This is a genomic window from Exiguobacterium sp. FSL W8-0210, from assembly GCF_038006045.1.
In the GTDB taxonomy this organism is placed as follows: Bacteria; Bacillota; Bacilli; order Exiguobacteriales; family Exiguobacteriaceae; genus Exiguobacterium_A.
The window spans coordinates 2,240,183-2,258,511 of the sequence record NZ_JBBOUK010000001.1; the positions used below are offsets into that span (position 1 = coordinate 2,240,183).

General features: G+C 46.9%; 16 protein-coding genes. 1 reads left to right on the forward strand and 15 read right to left on the reverse strand.

What is annotated here, in order from left to right; all coding sequences use genetic code 11:
* Nucleotides 1-10 precede the first annotated feature (10 nt).
* The 8 genes from MKY22_RS11770 to MKY22_RS11805 all read right to left on the reverse strand — a co-directional run bounded on the left by MKY22_RS11770 (nucleotide 11) and on the right by MKY22_RS11805 (nucleotide 9,016).
* Nucleotides 11-379 (reverse strand): hypothetical protein, encoded by a 369-nt coding sequence (locus tag MKY22_RS11770; protein ID WP_023469023.1) that lies wholly within the window; start codon nucleotides 377-379, stop codon nucleotides 11-13.
* 107 nt (nucleotides 380-486) lie between these two features.
* Nucleotides 487-873: an adenosylmethionine decarboxylase gene (gene speD / locus MKY22_RS11775; protein ID WP_023469024.1), complete on the reverse strand. Its 387-nt coding sequence runs from the start codon at nucleotides 871-873 to the stop codon at nucleotides 487-489.
* A gap of 258 nt (nucleotides 874-1,131) precedes the next feature.
* Nucleotides 1,132-2,175: a glyceraldehyde-3-phosphate dehydrogenase gene (locus MKY22_RS11780; RefSeq protein ID WP_290780486.1), complete on the reverse strand. Its 1,044-nt coding sequence runs from the start codon at nucleotides 2,173-2,175 to the stop codon at nucleotides 1,132-1,134.
* Nucleotides 2,176-2,307: 132 nt separating this feature from the next.
* Nucleotides 2,308-2,913 (reverse strand): dephospho-CoA kinase, encoded by a 606-nt coding sequence (coaE, locus tag MKY22_RS11785; RefSeq protein ID WP_149427708.1) that lies wholly within the window; start codon nucleotides 2,911-2,913, stop codon nucleotides 2,308-2,310.
* Nucleotides 2,910-3,740: a DNA-formamidopyrimidine glycosylase gene (gene mutM, locus MKY22_RS11790; RefSeq protein WP_035396555.1), complete on the reverse strand. Its 831-nt coding sequence runs from the start codon at nucleotides 3,738-3,740 to the stop codon at nucleotides 2,910-2,912. Before mutM ends, coaE begins: the two co-directional genes overlap by 4 nt.
* Nucleotides 3,741-3,756: 16 nt before the next feature.
* Nucleotides 3,757-6,354: a DNA polymerase I gene (gene polA / locus MKY22_RS11795; protein ID WP_341088940.1), complete on the reverse strand. Its 2,598-nt coding sequence runs from the start codon at nucleotides 6,352-6,354 to the stop codon at nucleotides 3,757-3,759.
* A 212-nt stretch (nucleotides 6,355-6,566) separates the two neighbouring features.
* A complete protein-coding gene (gene pnpS / locus MKY22_RS11800) occupies nucleotides 6,567-8,300 on the reverse strand; it encodes a two-component system histidine kinase PnpS (RefSeq protein WP_290780476.1) in 1,734 nt (577 codons plus the stop codon).
* A complete protein-coding gene (locus MKY22_RS11805) occupies nucleotides 8,297-9,016 on the reverse strand; it encodes a response regulator (RefSeq protein ID WP_369815309.1) in 720 nt (239 codons plus the stop codon). Before MKY22_RS11805 ends, pnpS begins: the two co-directional genes overlap by 4 nt.
* A gap of 211 nt (nucleotides 9,017-9,227) precedes the next feature.
* Here MKY22_RS11805 and MKY22_RS11810 point away from each other — a divergent pair, with 211 nt between their 5' ends.
* On the forward strand, nucleotides 9,228-9,653 hold the full coding sequence (locus MKY22_RS11810) for a divergent PAP2 family protein (protein WP_133207611.1): 426 nt from the start codon (nucleotides 9,228-9,230) through the stop codon (nucleotides 9,651-9,653).
* Between the two features lie 59 nt (nucleotides 9,654-9,712).
* Here the strand turns inward: MKY22_RS11810 and MKY22_RS11815 are convergent, their stop codons facing one another.
* The 7 genes from MKY22_RS11815 to pfkA all read right to left on the reverse strand — a co-directional run bounded on the left by MKY22_RS11815 (nucleotide 9,713) and on the right by pfkA (nucleotide 18,259).
* The gene (locus tag MKY22_RS11815) at nucleotides 9,713-10,852 is read right to left on the reverse strand and encodes a zinc-dependent alcohol dehydrogenase (protein ID WP_035396552.1); all 1,140 of its coding nucleotides are present in this window, start codon (nucleotides 10,850-10,852) and stop codon (nucleotides 9,713-9,715) included.
* A gap of 456 nt (nucleotides 10,853-11,308) precedes the next feature.
* Nucleotides 11,309-12,247, reverse strand: coding sequence for a malate dehydrogenase (gene mdh / locus MKY22_RS11820; protein WP_050677650.1), 939 nt, complete (start codon nucleotides 12,245-12,247; stop codon nucleotides 11,309-11,311).
* A gap of 22 nt (nucleotides 12,248-12,269) precedes the next feature.
* On the reverse strand, nucleotides 12,270-13,544 hold the full coding sequence (icd, locus tag MKY22_RS11825) for an NADP-dependent isocitrate dehydrogenase (RefSeq protein WP_149427711.1): 1,275 nt from the start codon (nucleotides 13,542-13,544) through the stop codon (nucleotides 12,270-12,272).
* A gap of 71 nt (nucleotides 13,545-13,615) precedes the next feature.
* Nucleotides 13,616-14,728, reverse strand: a complete 1,113-nt coding sequence (citZ, locus tag MKY22_RS11830) for a citrate synthase (RefSeq protein ID WP_053454034.1) — start codon at nucleotides 14,726-14,728, stop codon at nucleotides 13,616-13,618.
* A gap of 218 nt (nucleotides 14,729-14,946) precedes the next feature.
* A complete protein-coding gene (locus tag MKY22_RS11835) occupies nucleotides 14,947-15,417 on the reverse strand; it encodes a DUF441 domain-containing protein (RefSeq protein ID WP_023469036.1) in 471 nt (156 codons plus the stop codon).
* A gap of 59 nt (nucleotides 15,418-15,476) precedes the next feature.
* Nucleotides 15,477-17,225, reverse strand: coding sequence for a pyruvate kinase (pyk, locus tag MKY22_RS11840; RefSeq protein WP_290780468.1), 1,749 nt, complete (start codon nucleotides 17,223-17,225; stop codon nucleotides 15,477-15,479).
* 65 nt (nucleotides 17,226-17,290) lie between these two features.
* Nucleotides 17,291-18,259 carry a 6-phosphofructokinase gene (gene pfkA / locus MKY22_RS11845; RefSeq protein ID WP_341088941.1) on the reverse strand — a complete coding sequence of 323 codons (969 nt, stop codon included), beginning with the start codon at nucleotides 18,257-18,259 and terminating at the stop codon, nucleotides 17,291-17,293.
* Nucleotides 18,260-18,329 lie beyond the last annotated feature (70 nt).

The following is an 18,329-nucleotide window of genomic DNA, read 5'->3' on the forward strand; positions in this document are numbered from 1 at the left end:
GTACCTCCGTTCACGTGATTTCTTTTGTTCCAATCATTTTTAATCGGTATCCCGCATCAAGTGATGCATAGATGCGCTCGATGTGTTTTTCGAGATCAGGTCCGAGAAGACTTTCACGATGTAAGAATAGATCGACGGCCGTACGTCCGCCCGCCACCATGATGACGGTCGCGAGTCCGTCGACTTCTTTTAATGTAAAAGCGAGTTCTCCACGTTCCGCGTCAACACGACGCACCGTTCCGCCCTCTTGCTTTAAGATATTTTCTAAACCAGCAAACAACATCTCGACTGTTGCCGCATAGTAGTGTGTGCGTAAATTTTCGTTTTTATGTGTATCGGATGTCTCTAGCTGTTTTTGCAAGCGTTCCTTCAGTCCCATGGTCATCCTCTTTTCTTTGTTTCTTCTACTATTAAGAATAACAGACGTCAGACATATTAAAAAGCCCTCGTCTGAACGACGAGGGCTTGACGAATTCGTGTGTGTTGTCAGTTGACGTGCTGGACAGTAGCCGCTGGAACTTGAACTGGTCCCATACCACGTGGAATTTCGACATTTTCACGGATTTTCGCATCGAGCTTTTCAGCAATGTAGTTCGCTGCGATGGCTGGATCGATCCGATCCCCACAAGTAAAGACATCAACCGATGCATACCCGTGCTCTGGGAAACTGTGAATCGTCAAGTGCGATTCAGAGATAATGACGACGCCACTGACGCCGTGTGGTGCAAACTTGTGGAATGCTACTTCTCGTACTTCTGCACCTGCTTGAAGTGCTGCGTCAACGAAAAGTCGTTCAACGAATTCCATGTCGTTCAATTTTTCAGGATTACAATCCCAAAGTTCTGCAATAATGTGTCTTCCCATAGTATCCATTTGTGGATCCCCCCTACATTCAATGGTCTTCAAAGTAGTTGATCACTTACTTTGCGCCTGAGTCGTTCGCACCCACGGGGGAAAGTTAGTCCAGAGAGGTCCTAACCCTTTAAGCTGCGATTGCCAGACCGATTGAAGTTCACGATTTGAATTATAGCGAGTATCAAAAAGATACACAAGGATAAATTTCAAAAATTAATACATTTTAAGAAAAAAAACGGGACAGCCCCCGTCATTGCTGGGATCTGCCCGTTATAATTAATTCAATTCAAGTTCTTTTTCAACGGTTCCCATCGCCTCTAAGTGTGCCGATACGAGGTGTACGAGATCGACGACGCGGCAGGAGTAACCCCACTCATTATCGTACCAAGCGAGGACCTTCACCTGACGACCACCCATGACCATCGTCGAGAGCCCGTCGACGACCGTCGAACGTTCTTCTCCGTTAAAGTCGATTGAGACGAGCGGTTCCATCGTCATTCCGAGAATGCCATCAAGCGCACCGTCTGCTGCTTTCGTGAACGCTTCGTTCACTTCAGCAACTGTAGTATCGCGACTGACTTCGACGACGAGATCGACGAGTGAGACGTTTGGTGTCGGAACACGAAGCGCGAGTCCATTCAATTTTCCTTCTAAGTGTGGCAAGACGAGAGAAATCGCCTTTGCCGCACCTGTCGATGTTGGAATGATCGATGATCCACATGCACGGGCGCGTCGTAAATCCTTATGCGGATTGTCAATATTATTTTGATCGTTCGTAAACGCGTGAACCGTCGTCACGAGACCCGATTCGATCCCGAATGCCCGGTCGATGACTTGTACGACAGGTGCGAGACAGTTCGTCGTACACGATGCGTTCGAGACGATAGCATCTGTTTCATGATCATACATGTCGTCATTGACACCCATGACGATCGTCCGGACATCCCCTTTAGCAGGTGCCGTGATGACGACCTTTTTTGCGCCTGCCACTAAATGCTTCGCAGCACCCGTATCTGAGTTGAACTTTCCTGTCGCTTCGACGACGATATCGATGCCGAGTTCCCCCCACGGCAATAGTTCAGGATTACGTTCACTGACGATTTGAATTTGTCTTCCGTCAACCATCAACGCCCCATCGATGATGTCGACCGGATAATTGAATTTCCCATGTACCGTGTCGTACTTGATTAAATGTGCGAGTGTTTCGACTGGATAACTTGCATTGATTGCTACGACTTCGCTTTTCCCCTCAGCGATCAGACGTCGAAAGACCATTCGACCAATTCGACCAAAACCATTGACTGCCACCTTGACTCCCATGTGCGGATCCCCCTTCAATGTGACGGATGTAGCTCCGTTTACAGATAGAACTATATCATGAAATGTAAGCGATTTCATTATGTTCTCTAAAAAAAGTGAGAGAAGATGGAAACTTCTCTCACTTCACACTTTTCATGTACCACTCTCATGCTTATCGGTGTCATATAATACTAACCATTTATCGATTTGTTGATATAACGAATCAAGACTCCCATCATTGAAGAACACATCATCCGCAAGCTCTTTTTTCTGTTCAATGCTAAGTTGCGAATGAATACGTGCATATGCTTCTTCTTCCGATAGATCATTACGTTGCATCAATCGTCTTAACTGCATGTTTTCCGGACAATAAACGACTACGACACGGTCGAACAGTGTCCGCCAATCGCCTTCAAGTAATAACGGAATATCAAATACAACGAGCGAATGTCCTGAACGTTCATAGGCATCTGCTTCATCAAGCATCTGTCGTCGAATACTTGGGTGCATCAACTGATTCAGCTGTTGTCGTTTTTCGCTATCCTGAAAAATGATTTGTCCAAGTTTTGGACGAACGAGACGTCCTTCCTCGAATGCTTCTGGGAAGGCCATCTTGACCGCCTCATAGGCTCGCCCTCCTGGTTCAATGACTTCTCGCGCAACGAGATCCGCATCGATGACCGCTATTCCTTTTTGCTTCAGATAGCTAGAAACCGTACTTTTACCGGTGGCGATACTGCCCGTCAGACCAACCCTCATAAGGCGACCTGTTGGCACGTCGGACAGAAGTGCGTTCCCCGTCCACCGACTTTGATTTTTTCAATGGCAGTGCCGCAACGGGGACATGGTTCGCCCTTTTGACCGTATACCGCGAGTTGAAGCTGGAACTCACCTTTTCCGGAAGGTGAGACATAACTTCGGATCGTACTTCCCCCTGCTTCTACCGCTTGTCGTAAGACGTCGACACCGGCTTGATGGATGCGTGAAATATCATCAAGCGTCAAGGCACCAGCCTTCGTCAACGGATGGACACGTGCCGCATGAAGGGTCTCATCGACATAGATGTTACCGAGACCAAGGAAGATGGATTGGTCGAGCAATGCCGTTTTGATTGGACTTCTTTTTTTACGAATTAAATTCTCCGCTAACACTTCTGCTGTGAACTCCGGATCAAACGGTTCACGCTCCAGCTGTGCCAGTGGAGCAGTCTGCATCGCTGTTTCCTTATCACGCAATTCCATCGTTCCGAACTTCCGGACGTCATTGTAATGCAGCTCCGAACCATCCGTGAATCGGAAGACGACATGGGTATGTTTATCCCGCTCGACCGGTTGTGGATACGGGAAGTACTTCCCTTCCATCCGCAAATGGCTGACGAGATAAAAACGATCAAAATCAAAGAGTAGGAACTTACCGCGACGTTCGACGCGTTCGATCCGTTCTTGATGTAAGGCATCTGCAAATGGTGCCACTTCCATCCCCCGAATCATTTTCGGGTGGTAGACTTTGACGGAAGAGACTGTTTTTCCAGAGACCGAACGTTCTAAACTGCGGCGAACGGTCTCGACTTCAGGTAATTCAGGCACGTCTATTCCTCCTTGCTTACTTCGTTTCGTACCACGTATGTCCTGCGCCCCCATCGACGCGTAGCGGTACGGATAGTTCGACGGTCTGCTCCATCGCTTGTTTGACAAGCGCTTGTAGCGCATCGAGTTCTTCGTCTGGTGCTTCAAAAATCAATTCATCGTGTACTTGTAGTAACAAACGTGCTTTCAGATCAGATGCCTGTAAGGCAGCATGCACATCAAGCATCGCTTTTTTAATGATATCCGCAGCCGAACCTTGAATCGGCGTATTGATTGCTGTACGTTCCGCAAAACCACGTAAGTTGAAGTTTTTCGAATTGATATCCGGGATGTTACGGCGCCGGTTCATCAACGTTTCGACGAATCCATTCGCTCGTGCCGTCTCAATCGCCGTATCCATGAACTGTTTGATTTGCGGGAACAGCTCGAAATAACGATCGATGAACGATTGTGCTTCCTTCCGCGTGATGTTCAAGTTTTGTGATAGTCCATAATCGCTGATGCCATAAATGATGCCGAAGTTGACGGCTTTCGCCTGACGCCGCATGTTTCCTGTGACATCCTCTGGTTCGACACCAAAGACACTACTTGCCGTTTGAGTATGGATATCCTCATCATGTAAGAATGCATCGACAAGCGTCTGATCCTGCGACATATCGGCCATGACACGTAATTCGATTTGTGAATAATCGGCAGCATACAGTGACCAGCCTGCCTCACTCGGAACGAAGGCTTTTCGAATCTTCCGTCCTTCTTCGATCCGAATCGGGATATTCTGAAGGTTCGGATTGACCGAACTTAAACGACCTGTCTGGGCAATCGTCTGGGCAAAACGGGTGTGAATCTTTCCGTCTTCCTTAATGACTTTTTGTAAGCCTTCAACATACGTCGACTGTAATTTTTGGAGCTCCCGGTATAACATGATGTGATCGATGACCGGATGCAGCGGACGCAGTTTTTCAAGGACGTCTGCGGCAGTCGAGTAGCCGGTCTTTGTTTTCTTGAAGGCGGGCAATTCGAGTTTTTCAAACAGAATCACACCAAGTTGTTTCGGTGAATTGATATTGAACGACTCACCTGCCGCTTCAAAGATCAACGTCTCAAGTTCCGTTAAACGTCCGGCAAGATCTGCTTGCATCGACTGGAGCGTCGCGACGTCGACACGAATCCCGGTCCACTCCATCTCAGCGAGGACACCTGACAATGGACGCTCTAGTGTTTCATACAGCTCATATTGCTGATTCGCCTTCAACTCTTCCCGGACTTTCGGGAACAATAACTCGATCATCCGTGCCTTTTCTGCAAGATAAGGATGTAATACGTCATCCGCTGGGGCTAGACGTTTGGCTCCCTTACCGAGGACTGCTTCTTCGTTCGGTGCCATCAATGCATAATGACCAGCAATTGAAGCGAGCGTCGTGCCGCCACTTAAGTTCAATAAGTAACCCGCTAATAACAGATCCTCATAACCGTTTAAGGTTAAGCCGTGCTTACGCAACGCGAATGCGACTTGTTTGGCATCAAGACAAATCTTCCGATGTTCCGACTCGATCCATTGGCGGAATGCCGGATCCTCGACGAGCGTTGGGGCAGCAACATAGATCGTGTCAGGCGTTGCGATCGCAAACCCGATGATGTCCTCTTCCATGTAATCCTCTCGCAACTGTTCAGCAAGCAACACCGCATCGGTAACGTCTTCAGGAAGTGAAGTGATCGTCACGACGTTCAACTGCTCTTTATCCTCTTCTTTGACGACAGGGGCGAATCGATTCGTCAACGACTTGAAACCGAGCGACTGGAACAACGAATACGGCACTTGGGTATCAACGTCGCGAATTTGCAAATCATCTAGCGTCGTCTCGAGCGGGACATCGACTTTAATTGTCGCAAGTTCTTTCGATAGTCGTGCTAACTCTTCGTTCGCGATGACTTTTTCCTTCTGCTTCCCTTTTAAGTCTTCAACATGTTCATACAGTCCTTCGACAGAACCATATGCGGAAATCAATTTAACTGCCGTCTTTTCACCAATCCCAGGAATCCCTGGAATATTATCCGACTTATCCCCCATTAACCCTTTCAGGTCAATCATTTGAATCGGCTTTAGACCACCATATGTCTCAGCGAACAGTTCCTCCGTCATGCACTGGACGTCCGTGATCCCACGCTTCGTGATCAAGACTTCGACCTTATCCGTGACAAGTTGAAGTAAATCTTTATCACCTGTGACGATCCGCGTCCGATCCGTCGGCATCGTTCGTGCGAGCGTACCGATCAAATCATCTGCCTCATAGCGATGGAGTTCCATCATTTGAATACCGAGCGCTTCACAGATATCCCGGACGATTGGGAATTGCTCACGTAGTTCGGACGGTGTCTTTTCCCGACTCCCTTTATACTCCTGATAGACATCATGACGGAACGTTTCACTCGAAGCATCGAAGGCAACGAGCATATGTGTCGGTTGTTCTTCCTCGAGCAACTTCAATAACATCATCGTAAAGCCATAAGCTGCGTTCGTATTTCGTCCTTGCGCATCCGTCATTGGTGGTAAGGCGAAAAACGCCCGATAGGTCAACGAGTTCCCATCAATCAATAGCAATTTATTTTCCATCATCTACGCCCCTTTAATCGATTTTCTGTTCCTATTGTATCACTCTACACACATTTGTTCGCTAAAAATGACCAAAAAAAGACGATTGACTCACGGGGAGTCAATCGCCAAGGGCATGACGACATGGGAGCTGATCCAGTCGCCATACAGATGATGAAGAAGGTACTTTCATCATAAGATACGTCTATTAAGGAAATGTGAATCCACTGTGAAATTCAGCCATGTTTTGGTAAACGAATCGTAAATGTCGTCCCTTTCTGCTCTTCTGAAGCGACTTCGATTTCACCATGATGAAGGTCGACGATGTGTTTGACGATAGCTAGTCCGAGACCCGTTCCCCCAGAATTGCGGCTTCTTGCCTTATCGACGCGATAGAAACGTTCGAAGATCCGTTGGGTTTCTTTCGGATGAATGCCAATTCCATCATCTTTGATGATGAGCTGGACAGACTCTTCCCCATCCTCGAGCTGAATCCAGACGTTGCCACCATTTGGCGTATAATTCAACGCATTCGCGACCAAGTTGACGACGACCTGTTTCAATCGATTCAAATCTGCCCGAATAAAGACTTCCTCTTCCGTTTCGATATGAATCGTCATCTCTTTTTCTGTTGCTCGTCGGTCCAGGAGTGCTGCCGTTTCCCGAACGAGACTTGTCACATCAACGATTGCTGTCTCGAGTTGATAATTATCCTGTTCAAGACGAGAGAGTTCAAGCAAGTCTTCCACCAATGTCTGCATCCGTTCCGATTCGTCATGAATGATCCGTAAAAATTGTTCTCGGATTTCCGGAACCTCTTGCGCACCATCGAGTAACGTTTCCGCAAACCCTTTGATGGACGTCAACGGTGTTTTTAATTCATGGCTGACATTCGCGACGAAGTCTTTGCGCATTTGTTCCAGTTTTTTGATTTCCGTGATGTCGTTAAAGACGACGGTCGTTCCCTGCACGCGACCGTTCTTATCGAAAATCGGAGCGGCACTGACCATGAACGTCCGACTATTGATGCCGAATCGCACACTCGACTGCTTTCGATTTGGTTTTTCCGTCAGATAGACATCTTCAATCACCTGGCTCATCTTTTCGTTTGGAAGTACACGATAGTACAGCTTCCCGCTAGAAGGTTCATGAATGTTGAACATTTCCCGATACGTCCGGTTGACGAGCAGGACATAGCCTTTTTCATCAATCAACATGAGACCGGCTCCCATGTACTCGATCAAGGATTCAAGACGCGCCCGTTGCATCGCTTCACCAGACGATGCGTTCTCGAGATTGCGCGCTAGTAGATTGATGGAGCGCCCTAAGTCGCGTGATTCGTCGGGTGCCGACAACTCATAGACGCGTGACTTGTAATTTCCATGCGACAGTTCGTGCAGGACATCAGTTGCCTCCGCGATCGGTCGAAGGAATCGTTTCGTCGACCGATAAATCGTCAAGAATATAACCAATAACGACGCAACGAGAGAAAGGATGATGACCGTCCAAATCCGTGAATAAATGACGTTTAAGTCTTTTGCGTAACGAATGAAACTGACGTACACCTCGCCACCATCCGCTGTCGGAACAGGCTTCGTGAATTGGACGACACTGTCATCTGTTTTCGATTCAAACGTCCCCTCATCAGGAATCGCTGAAAAATTAAGAGTCGCGACTTTTAGTTTCGTCACATCAACCGGTGTACCAGCAATGATCTCACCCCGACCATTGAATAAAATCATGTCGAAGTTCGATTCAGCGTACAATTGATTTACGTACTGGGCCATCTCCGAAACATCGCGTCCTTGTAAGATTGTCTCGACAAGAGAAGTCTCATCCATCAATTTTTCTTTTTCATTTTGGACATAGAACTCTTTGAAGGATTGTCCAAGTAAGAAACCGAGTGCAATCAGCACGAGACTGATGAACGAAAAAATTTTAAAGATGAACCGCTTGCGATACTTACTCATTCCGGTTTCGGCTCCTCCATCTTATACCCGAGACCACGAATCGTTTTGATATAAATCGGTTTTTTCGTATTCGGCTCGATTTTTTCACGAACATGACTAATGTGCACATCCACGATTCGTGTATCGCCGACGAAATCATAGTTCCAGATTGCGGATAACAGTTGATCTCGCGTCAGGACACGTCCCTTATTTTTAGCAAGATATACGAGCAATTCGAATTCTTTAGGTGTCAGTTCAAGACGCTCTTCTGCTTTGAAAGCTTCGTAGTTATCTGGAACGATCTTGACATCACCAATCAGAATCGTCCCATCCGTCACTTCTTCCGAAGGTGTTGTCTGATGACTCATTCGTCGTAAAATTGCTTTCACACGGGCGACGACTTCACGTGGGCTAAATGGTTTTGTCAGATAATCGTCCGCACCGAGTTCAAGACCGAGGACTTTATCGAACTCATCATCCTTTGCCGTCAGCATCAAGATCGGCGTATTGATTTTCTGTTGGCGTAGCCGTTTACATACTTCAAGACCGTCGAGTTCCGGCAACATGAGATCCAGTACGATCAGTGCGGCATCTTGTTTTTCCGCTAATTTTAAACCTGACATCCCATCATGTGCCGTTTCGACGATGAAACCAGCCTGTTCTAGATTAAACTTCAATAGTGTTGCAATCGACAATTCATCATCTACCACGATAATTTTATCTTTCAAACCTTGCATCCCCCTCAAGTTTCGTTCTTTCGAATGAGGAATTCCGTGGAATCCGCTTCGTCTGTCTTCATCTTACCGACTTTCACAGGAAAATCACAAATCTTTCTGCTGTTTCTTTACACAATCTTTAAAGGAGATGCCAAATCTAACTAGATCGTTCGTGTAAAAGCTAATAAAACGGGGAAACAATACATATCGTTAATTGTAGGAGGTAGAATGTATGGAATGGAACCATCCCCTTTTTGCAGCCATCACAGCGTGGTTCATCGCTCAAGCAGCGAAGCTTGTCACGAGTTTGGTTCGGACACGAAAGTTCGACCTGGAAATCATGTTTGCTTCCGGTGGTATGCCTAGTTCACATAGTTCGACTGTCGTCGCCTTAGCCGTTGTCATCGGTTTTCAGGAGGGCTTCTCGTCTTCGATTTTTGCACTGGCTGTCATCTTTGCGACAATCATCATGTATGATGCGACCGGTGTCAGACAAGCAGTCGGTGTTCAGGCAAAACTACTCAATGATTATTTCAAAGGAATTCGCCATGAGACTCCTCTCCTGAATGAGCTCGTCGGTCATACCGAATTTCAGGTGTTCGTCGGTCTGTTACTCGGACTAGCCGTCGGTATTCTGTGGCCCGTCTTCTTCTTTTAATCCTATGATGTACAACAGCCCATCCAAAAATCGGATGGGCTGTTTGAGTATGATATAGCTTATGGTTTCAAGACGACCTTGATACATCCATCTGTCCGATCATTAAATGTCTGATAGGCAGAAGCAGCATCATCAAGTGCCACTCGGTGTGTCACGATATCCGTCGGATCAAATTCTTGATTGATGATTTTCTGGAACAGTTCCGGCATCAAATGAACGACTGGTGCTTGTCCCATTTTCAGCGTAATATTTCGGGTAAAGAAATCGCCAAGCGGAAACTGATTATATTTTTTAGCGTAGACGCCTGTCAACTGCACAGTACCAAATTTCCGGACAGCGTCCTTTGCAATGTCAATGGCACTCAACGTTCCACCTTGCAGACCAATCTTTTGTTCAATTTTTTCTACAGGGGACATCTTCCCATCAAAACCGACGCAATCAATTACGACGTCTGCTCCACCTTGTGTTAGCTCTTTAATATACGCACCACTTTCTGCGTGATCCGAGAAATTTACTGTCTCGACTTTATTCGTGACTTTAGCATGATTTAATCGATACACTTGATCATCCACCGCAATGACTCGCTTTGCTCCTTGCATCCATGCAAATTTTTGTGTCATTAGTCCAACTGGTCCTGATCCGAGTACGACGACTGTATCTCCTTTTTTCACACCCGCATGCAGGACACTCCAATACGCCGTAGGTAAAACGTCAGATAAGAACAATAATGCCTCATCTTCTAATTCGCATGATTCAGGAATCACGAGTGGCATGAAATTCCCGAACGGAACTTTTAAATATTCCGCCTGACCACCGGGATGTCCACCAAACTCTTCTGTAAAACCGAAGTACCCACCTGTATCGACATGGGGATTTCCGTTCGAGTTATCACATTGACTCTCCATATCATGTTCACAAAAGAAACAGTGACCACAAGCAACATTAAACGGTAACACGACGCGGTCGCCACGCTTGACCTTCGTCACACCTGGTCCAACCTCTTCAACGATGCCCATCGGTTCATGACCAATGACATAATCTTTGTGAGCCGGCATATTTCCTTGATAGATGTGTAAATCTGATCCACAAATGGCAGTCGATGTGATTTTGACGATGATATCATCGTTTTTATCAATCGATGGATCCTGGACTTGTTTGACTTGAACATCTTTTGCTCCTTGGTACGTTACGGCGCGCATGTGGCATCCCCCTTAGTGGAATAAAATGACGTACCTTTGTCCTTACCCTAATACAATCATCTTTTCTACATGTTTATTAAAATTGGAACTTTTCGCCTATATGTATCGTATGTTGTGAAAAACACACTTTACACAATAAACCTATGAATGAAAGGAGGCACTCACGTGGCACGATGCACCGTTTGTCGTCAATCCTGGTCTGCTCGAACAATCTATCATTTAATCTGGTCTGCTCACGGACTGCCCTGTCCACATTGTCAAAACTCACAACACCTACATATGGAACACCAAGGTTACTTCCTTCGAATCGGATACTTGATTCCTTGGCTGACGTTTCTTCTTATACTGGTCTGCCCTTGGTATGCCAAGTTATCGCACTATGCTTCTCCTCATCGATTATGACGAGATGAAAAAAGACGAGCTTGTCGAAAGTGACAAGTTCGTCTTTTTTTAGAATCAAGATTTTAATAAGTCGAGTACAGAGCGGACTGTAGAGGCAGAGCGATTCAAAGCCTCTTGCTCCTCAGTCGTCAGTTCGAGTTCATAGACATGCTCGACACCGTTTCCGCCAAGAATGACCGGTACACCGAAATACATATCGTCATATCCATATTCGCCTTCGAGATAAGCAATGGCAGGTAGAATACGTCGCTGGTCCTTCAAGATCGCCTCGACCATCTCAGCAATTGCTGCTGCCGGTGCGTAGTAAGCGGAACCGTTTCCGAGTAACTGAACGATTTCACCGCCGCCTTTACGTGTTCGGTCAACGATCGCATCTAACCGCTCCTTGGATATCAGTTTCTCGATTGGAATGCCTCCCGCCTGCGAATAGCGCAGTAGTGGCACCATGTCATCCCCGTGTCCGCCGAGTACGAATCCCGATACATCCTTTACAGAAACGTTCAGTTCCTCTGCTAAGAATGTCCGGAAGCGTGCTGTGTCGAGGACACCGGATTGACCGATGACACGCTCTTTCGGAAAACCAGATGCTTGATAGACCGTATACGTCATCGCATCGACCGGATTCGTCAAAACGATGATGATCGATTCCGGTGCATGCGCAACGATTTCCTTCGTCACAGCTGTCATGACGGCAGCATTCGTACTCACGAGGTCCTCGCGGCTCATACCCGGCTTCCGAGCGATACCGGCAGTGATGACGACGATATCCGCACCGTTGATGTCGGCATAGTTCGATGTCCCTTTTACTGAAGCATCAAACCCGAGGATCGGCGCTGCCTCTTGCATATCGAGCGCCTTTCCTTTCGTCGGATTCTCTTGCTCGGGTCGGTCGACGAGGACGACATCTCCTAGCTCTCGCTGAGCAAGATAGAGTGCTGTCGTTGCGCCCGTAAATCCACTTCCTATGACTGCGATCTTCTTCCGTCTGTTCATCGACTCATTCCTCCTGATCGGATTACATGTTTTTGATGAGTTCGTCCGCGAATTCAGAACACTTCACTTCAGTCGCACCATCCATGAGACGTGCGAAGTCGTATGTGACGACTTTCGATTCAATCGATGTTTCCATCGATTTGATGATGAGATCTGCCGCTTCGTTCCAGCCGAGGTGACGGAACATCATTTCGCCTGACAAGATGACAGACGATGGGTTGACTTTATCAAGTCCAGCGTATTTCGGTGCTGTACCGTGAGTAGCTTCAAAGATCGCATGACCTGTCATGTAGTTGATGTTTGCTCCAGGTGCGATTCCAATACCACCGACTTGTGCTGCAAGTGCATCCGAGATGTAGTCACCGTTCAAGTTCATTGTCGCAACGACATCGAACTCTTTTGGACGAGTCAAGATTTGTTGTAAGAAGATATCAGCGATTGAGTCTTTCACGATCAACTTACCAGCAGCTTCTGCGTCTGCTTGTGCTTTATTCGCAGCATCTGTTCCTTCTTCTTCCTTGATGCGATCGTACTGGTTCCAAGTGAAGACGTGCTCTGCGTATTCACGCTCAGCAAGTTCATAGCCCCAGTTTTTGAAAGCACCCTCAGTGAACTTCATGATGTTTCCTTTATGAACGAGCGTCAATGAAGCACGTTTGTTTTCGAGTGCATATTCGATTGCTGCACGAACAAGGCGTTCTGTTCCCTCTTTTGAAATCGGTTTGATTCCAAGACCAGATGTCTCAGGGAAGCGGATTTTATTGACACCCATTTCGTTTTGAAGGAACTGGAGCAGTTTTGCAGCGCCTTCGCTGCCTTCTGCGTATTCGATTCCTGCGTAGATGTCTTCAGTATTTTCACGGAAGATGACCATGTCTGTATCTTCTGGGCGTTTAACCGGTGAAGGAACACCTGTGAAGTAACGAACTGGACGAAGACATGTGTACAAATCAAGCTCTTGACGTAGAGCAACGTTCAACGAACGGATTCCGCCGCCGACTGGTGTCGTAAGTGGTCCTTTGATTGCGATGATGTGCTCACGAATGAGATCGAGTGTCTCTTCTGGTAACCAGTTGCCTGTTTTGTTGAATGCTTTTTCACCAGCGTAGACTTCTTTCCATTCGATTTTCTTCTCACCGTTGTATGCTTTTTCAACTGCTGCATCAAACACACGTACAGCTGCGTTCCAGATGTCAGGTCCTGTTCCGTCACCAATGATGAACGGAATGATTGGAGCGTTTGGAACTTGAAGTGTACCGTTAGTTACTGTGATGTTTTCGCCTTGAAGTGTAGCCATGTCTAAAAATCCCCCTTAAGTAATTGTAATCTACATCAAAAATCAGGAGAGGATTGTTCCTCCCCGTCCTTTTAACGTTCTTCGATGGACACGTATGTCCGGTGCGTTTCACCCGTGTAGTCTGCACGCGGGCGAATCAGACGGTTATCGCTATACTGCTCTAAAATGTGCGCCAACCAACCTGACATCCGACTTACTGCAAAGATTGGAGTGAATAGTTCTGTATCAAGTCCAAGTGCATGGTACGTAGAAGCGGAATAAAAATCAACATTTGGTTTCAATCCTTTTTCCGATTGGACGATTTCGTCGATCTTAACTGACATCTCATACCATTTCGGCTCCCCGATTTGAGCAGTCAGCTGACGACTCATTTCTTGAAGATGCTTCGCACGTGGGTCGCCGTCCTTGTAGACTCGGTGACCGAAGCCCATGATTTTTTGCTTGTTCTCAAGTTTATTATGAACATACTCGTCAACCTTTTCAACCGAATCAATTTCTAACAACATCTTCATGACGGCTTCGTTCGCTCCACCGTGAAGTGGTCCTTTTAATGCGCCCATCGCTGCCGTCACACCTGAGTAGACATCAGAGAGTGTCGCGACACACACGCGTGCTGTGAACGTCGAAGCGTTCAACTCGTGGTCAGCGTGAAGAACGAGCGCTTGGTTAAAGGCTTTTTCTGCAACTTCCGTTGGCTCTTCACCCGTCAACATGAACAAGAAATTTCCTGCGTATGAAAGACCTGTTTTAGGTGCGATCGGCTCTTGTCCTTTTTTGATACGAGCGTAAGCTGTGACGAGTGTTGCGATTTGTGCCTGTAATTTGATGGCTTTAGCGTAATTCGCCTCAGTCGACATATCTTCCGATGTCTCATCGTAAAGCGCGAGTTGAGAGAGCGCTGTTCGAATCGTCGCCATCGCATTCGCCGACTTCGGTGCTGCCTTCATCGTTTCAAGAACGGCAGTCGCAACCGTTGCTTCGGAAATAAGTGCTTCCGATAGTTGCTTCAATTCCTCTTCTTTTGGTAGACGGTCGTTCCACAACAAGAAGACGACTTCCTCAAATGAGGCGTGCTCCGCCAAATCATCAATCGTATAACCGCCATACGTCAACTGACCATCGATGATCGAACTGATTTTCGATGAAGTCGCGACGATTCCTTCTAAACCTTTAGTTTGCGTCATGACAATAATCCCCCTTTTTTTCCCCAGAAAATTAAAACGCTTTCATTTCCGTATTGAAAAAAAGACGTCCACTCAAGAGTCGTTCCCCATGCTTGTAGCGCTGTACTCTTGAATAGACCATCTTGTTTCTGTTCTTAGTATAAACAAAAATACCCAAAAAGTGAATGAACTTGCATACTATTATCAAAAAATTAATTCAGTTACTTTGCTGATTCAGCTCATCCTGTGAACGCTTTTGCGATGACATCCCACATTCCGATGACGAGCGCCGCGATTCCAGCACCAATCAATGGTCCGACCGGTACCCCACGGAAAAGTCCTACTGCAAGAATCGTTCCAGCTAGCAAGGCTGTCGTCACGAGTGGATCTTCTTTCATCAGTCCAACACCGTGTGCCGCGACGATTGCAACAAAAATTCCTGATAAAAATGAGATGATGCCGATATGTCCCCGAATACTTTGGAGCAACTCCTTAAATCCGATATCCCCTGCTGCAATCGGTACGAGGATCGCTGCCGTGATCAATGTGACGCCCCACGTGATTCCTTTTGCCTGCAAGGAAGGAAACAGTCTACCATCCAGCCCGATTGCCTTGATGATCAGCAGGAAGGCTGCAGCAATGATTAATGATTTATTTTGTGCGATGACCCCGATGAAGACGAGGGCAATCAAAAAAAGATAAGCTTCCATACGTCCTCCTCATACAAAAAAAGACGGACATGACCTAAGTCACGTCCGTCATGAATGGATTATGCGTTATATAGTTTACCTGTCAATGGATCGATTGAGATCATTTGACCGTCTTTGAAGACTGTCAATGCATCTTCGACACCAACGATGACTGGTTTACCGAGTGATGGTCCAACGATTCCAGCATGGCTTGTCAATCCGCCATCAACTGTGATCATCGCTGCAGCCATCTCGATTGCAGGCATCATGTCACGATCAGTTGAGTTCGTAACGAGGATCATGCCTGGCTTCGCTTTCGCGTTTGCTTCTTCTGCGTTGTTTGCGATGACGACTTCGCCAACGACTCCACGCTCACCGATTCCACGACCGTTTGCGATCTCTTTACCGACGATGTGGATTTTCAACATGTTCGTTGTACCAGCAGTCAAAGCAGGGATACCTGCTGAGATGACGACGAGATCACCATCTGTGACGAAACCAGCGTCTTTTGCTGTGTCCGCAGCAAGTGTCAACATGTCATCCGTGTTGTCTGAAAGATGATCAACGACGATTGGGTACACGCCCCATACGATGTTCAACTGACGTGCGACACGTGCGCTTGGTGTAACAGCGACGATGTTTGGCTCTGGACGGTATTTCGAGATACGTGCAGCCGTGTAACCCGATTGTGTCGGTGTCAAGATTGCTTTTGCGTCCAAGTTGATTGCAGTGTGCGTAACCGCTTGAGCGATTGCATCCGTCACTGTGTGCTCACTACGTGTCTGACGATCTTTCAACAAGAGCTTGTAGTCGAGCGTTTTTTCTGTACGTTTTGCGATCGAGTGCATCATTTGGACAGATTCGATTGGGTAGTCCCCTGCTGCTGTCTCACCTGAAAGCATGATTGCATCCGTACCATCAAGAATCGCGTTCGCGACGTCTGATGCTTCAGCACGTGTTGGACGTGGGAAACGTTGCATCGAGTCAAGCATTTGTGTTGCTGTAATGACTGGTTTACCGAAGTCGTTACAAAGCTTGATTAAGTCTTTTTGAGTTGGTGTGACTTCTTCCGTTGGAATCTCGATACCGAGGTCACCACGCGCTACCATCAAACCGTCCGAAATCGCAAGGATTTCTTCGATGTTATCGACACCTTCTTGGTTCTCGATTTTTGGGAAGATTTTGATGTGGCTCGCGTTGTTTTTCTCAAGCAATTGACGAATCGCAACGACGTCTGACGCACGGCGTACGAAAGATGCCGCGATCAAATCGATATCGCTCTTGATACCGAACTCGATATCCGCAATATCTTTTTCTGTCAAAGCAGGAAGGTTAACCTTTACGTTTGGCAAGTTAACGCCTTTTTTCGTCTTGATGACACCTTCGTTTTCGATTGAACAACGAAGCTCACGGTTCGGAAGTTTTTCAGTGACACGAAGACCGATGAGACCGTCATCAAGCATGATCATCGAACCAACTTCGACGTCATCATAGAGTCCTTCATACGTGACTGAGAATTTATCTTTCGTTCCGACGATTTCGTTTGCGTCTCCGCTAACGATGATGACTTCTTGACCACGTTCGAGAAGCGATTTTCCTTCTTCAAACGAATGTGTCCGGATTTCTGGTCCTTTCGTATCAAGAAGAATCGTAACAATTTTGTTTGCTTCTTTCGCTGCGCGGCGGATATCCGTGATACGTGCGCCGTGTTCTTCATAATCGCCGTGTGAGAAGTTCAAACGAGCGACGTTCATTCCTGCTTCAATCATTTCTGGAAGACGTTTTTCTGACGCCGGTCCAATCGTACATACAATTTTAGTTCTACGCATATTCCATAAACCTCCTACGGTGTTTGGCCAAGTTCTCTTGTCCATTCCAATCCTATCGACGTTCGTTAAATCGAAAGCTCTTTTGAAAGCTCGAGAATATCAAGATCCAGCTCATGTTTATTTTCGTCGAGTGCCTCATCGATATCGAGATCGATCATCTTACCACCACGTACACCTACGACACGTCCTTGTTTTCCTTGAAGTAGGATTTCGATGGCATGCGCTCCCATCCGACTTGCAAGTACACGGTCCGCTGCCGTTGGTGCTCCACCACGTTGAACGTGACCAAGAACCGTGACGCGTGTATCGAGACCTGTTTCTTTTGCGATCGCGTCTCCCACGTCCTGGGCACGGCCTGCACCTTCAGCGACGATGACGATTGAGTGTTTCTTACCGCGATTGACACCACTTTGAATGCGATCGAGGACTTCTTTTAAATCTTCAGGACGCTCGGGAACAAGAATCGATTCTGCTCCACCAGCAAGTCCTGCATATAATGCGATATCACCCGCATCGCGTCCCATGACTTCAATGACATACGTCCGCTCATGCGACGATGCCGTATCACGGATTTTATCGATCGCTTCAAGCGCCGTGTTGAGCGCTGTATCAAAACCGATCGTATAGTCCGTTCCAGGAATATCGTTATCGATCGTACCTGGAAGTCCAATTGTCGGGAAGCCAAGTCCCGTCAATTTTTGGGCACCACGATACGACCCGTCTCCGCCTACGACGACGAGTGCATCAATTTCAAATTTCTTAAGATTGACAACCGCTTTTGCTCGTCCTTCTTCTGTACGGAACTCAGGGCAACGTGCTGAACGTAGGAACGTTCCACCTCGTTGAATGATGTCACCGACTGACCCAAGGTTCAACTGGACGATGTCCCCGTTGATTAATCCTTGATAACCGTTATAGACACCAAATACTTCTAAGCCATGAAAAATCGCTTTACGCGTGACAGCACGCACCGCGGCATTCATACCTGGTGCATCGCCGCCACTCGTTAAGACAGCAATCCGTTTTAAACTCACGTTAATCACCTCTCCATTAATCTGAATCTAAAATAGCACGTTGTTTTCTTGTTTTACAACAGGGCAGATT

Bases quoted from the DNA above. Each gene is read 5' to 3' on its own strand.
- citZ (WP_053454034.1), bottom strand. From the start codon at position 14,728: ATGACGCAAACTAAAGGTTTAGAAGGAATCGTCGCGACTTCATCGAAA.
- mdh (WP_050677650.1), bottom strand. From the start codon at position 12,247: ATGAACAGACGGAAGAAGATCGCAGTCATAGGAAGTGGATTTACGGGC.
- MKY22_RS11780 (WP_290780486.1), bottom strand. From the start codon at position 2,175: ATGGGAGTCAAGGTGGCAGTCAATGGTTTTGGTCGAATTGGTCGAATG.
- MKY22_RS11770 (WP_023469023.1), bottom strand. From the start codon at position 379: ATGGGACTGAAGGAACGCTTGCAAAAACAGCTAGAGACATCCGATACA.
- polA (WP_341088940.1), bottom strand. From the start codon at position 6,354: ATGATGGAAAATAAATTGCTATTGATTGATGGGAACTCGTTGACCTAT.
- icd (WP_149427711.1), bottom strand. From the start codon at position 13,544: ATGGCTACACTTCAAGGCGAAAACATCACAGTAACTAACGGTACACTT.
- coaE (WP_149427708.1), bottom strand. From the start codon at position 2,913: ATGAGGGTTGGTCTGACGGGCAGTATCGCCACCGGTAAAAGTACGGTT.
- MKY22_RS11835 (WP_023469036.1), bottom strand. From the start codon at position 15,417: ATGGAAGCTTATCTTTTTTTGATTGCCCTCGTCTTCATCGGGGTCATC.
- pnpS (WP_290780476.1), bottom strand. From the start codon at position 8,300: ATGAGTAAGTATCGCAAGCGGTTCATCTTTAAAATTTTTTCGTTCATC.
- pyk (WP_290780468.1), bottom strand. From the start codon at position 17,225: ATGCGTAGAACTAAAATTGTATGTACGATTGGACCGGCGTCAGAAAAA.
- speD (WP_023469024.1), bottom strand. From the start codon at position 873: ATGGATACTATGGGAAGACACATTATTGCAGAACTTTGGGATTGTAAT.
- MKY22_RS11805 (WP_369815309.1), bottom strand. From the start codon at position 9,016: ATGCAAGGTTTGAAAGATAAAATTATCGTGGTAGATGATGAATTGTCG.
- MKY22_RS11810 (WP_133207611.1), top strand. From the start codon at position 9,228: ATGGAATGGAACCATCCCCTTTTTGCAGCCATCACAGCGTGGTTCATC.
- MKY22_RS11815 (WP_035396552.1), bottom strand. From the start codon at position 10,852: ATGCGCGCCGTAACGTACCAAGGAGCAAAAGATGTTCAAGTCAAACAA.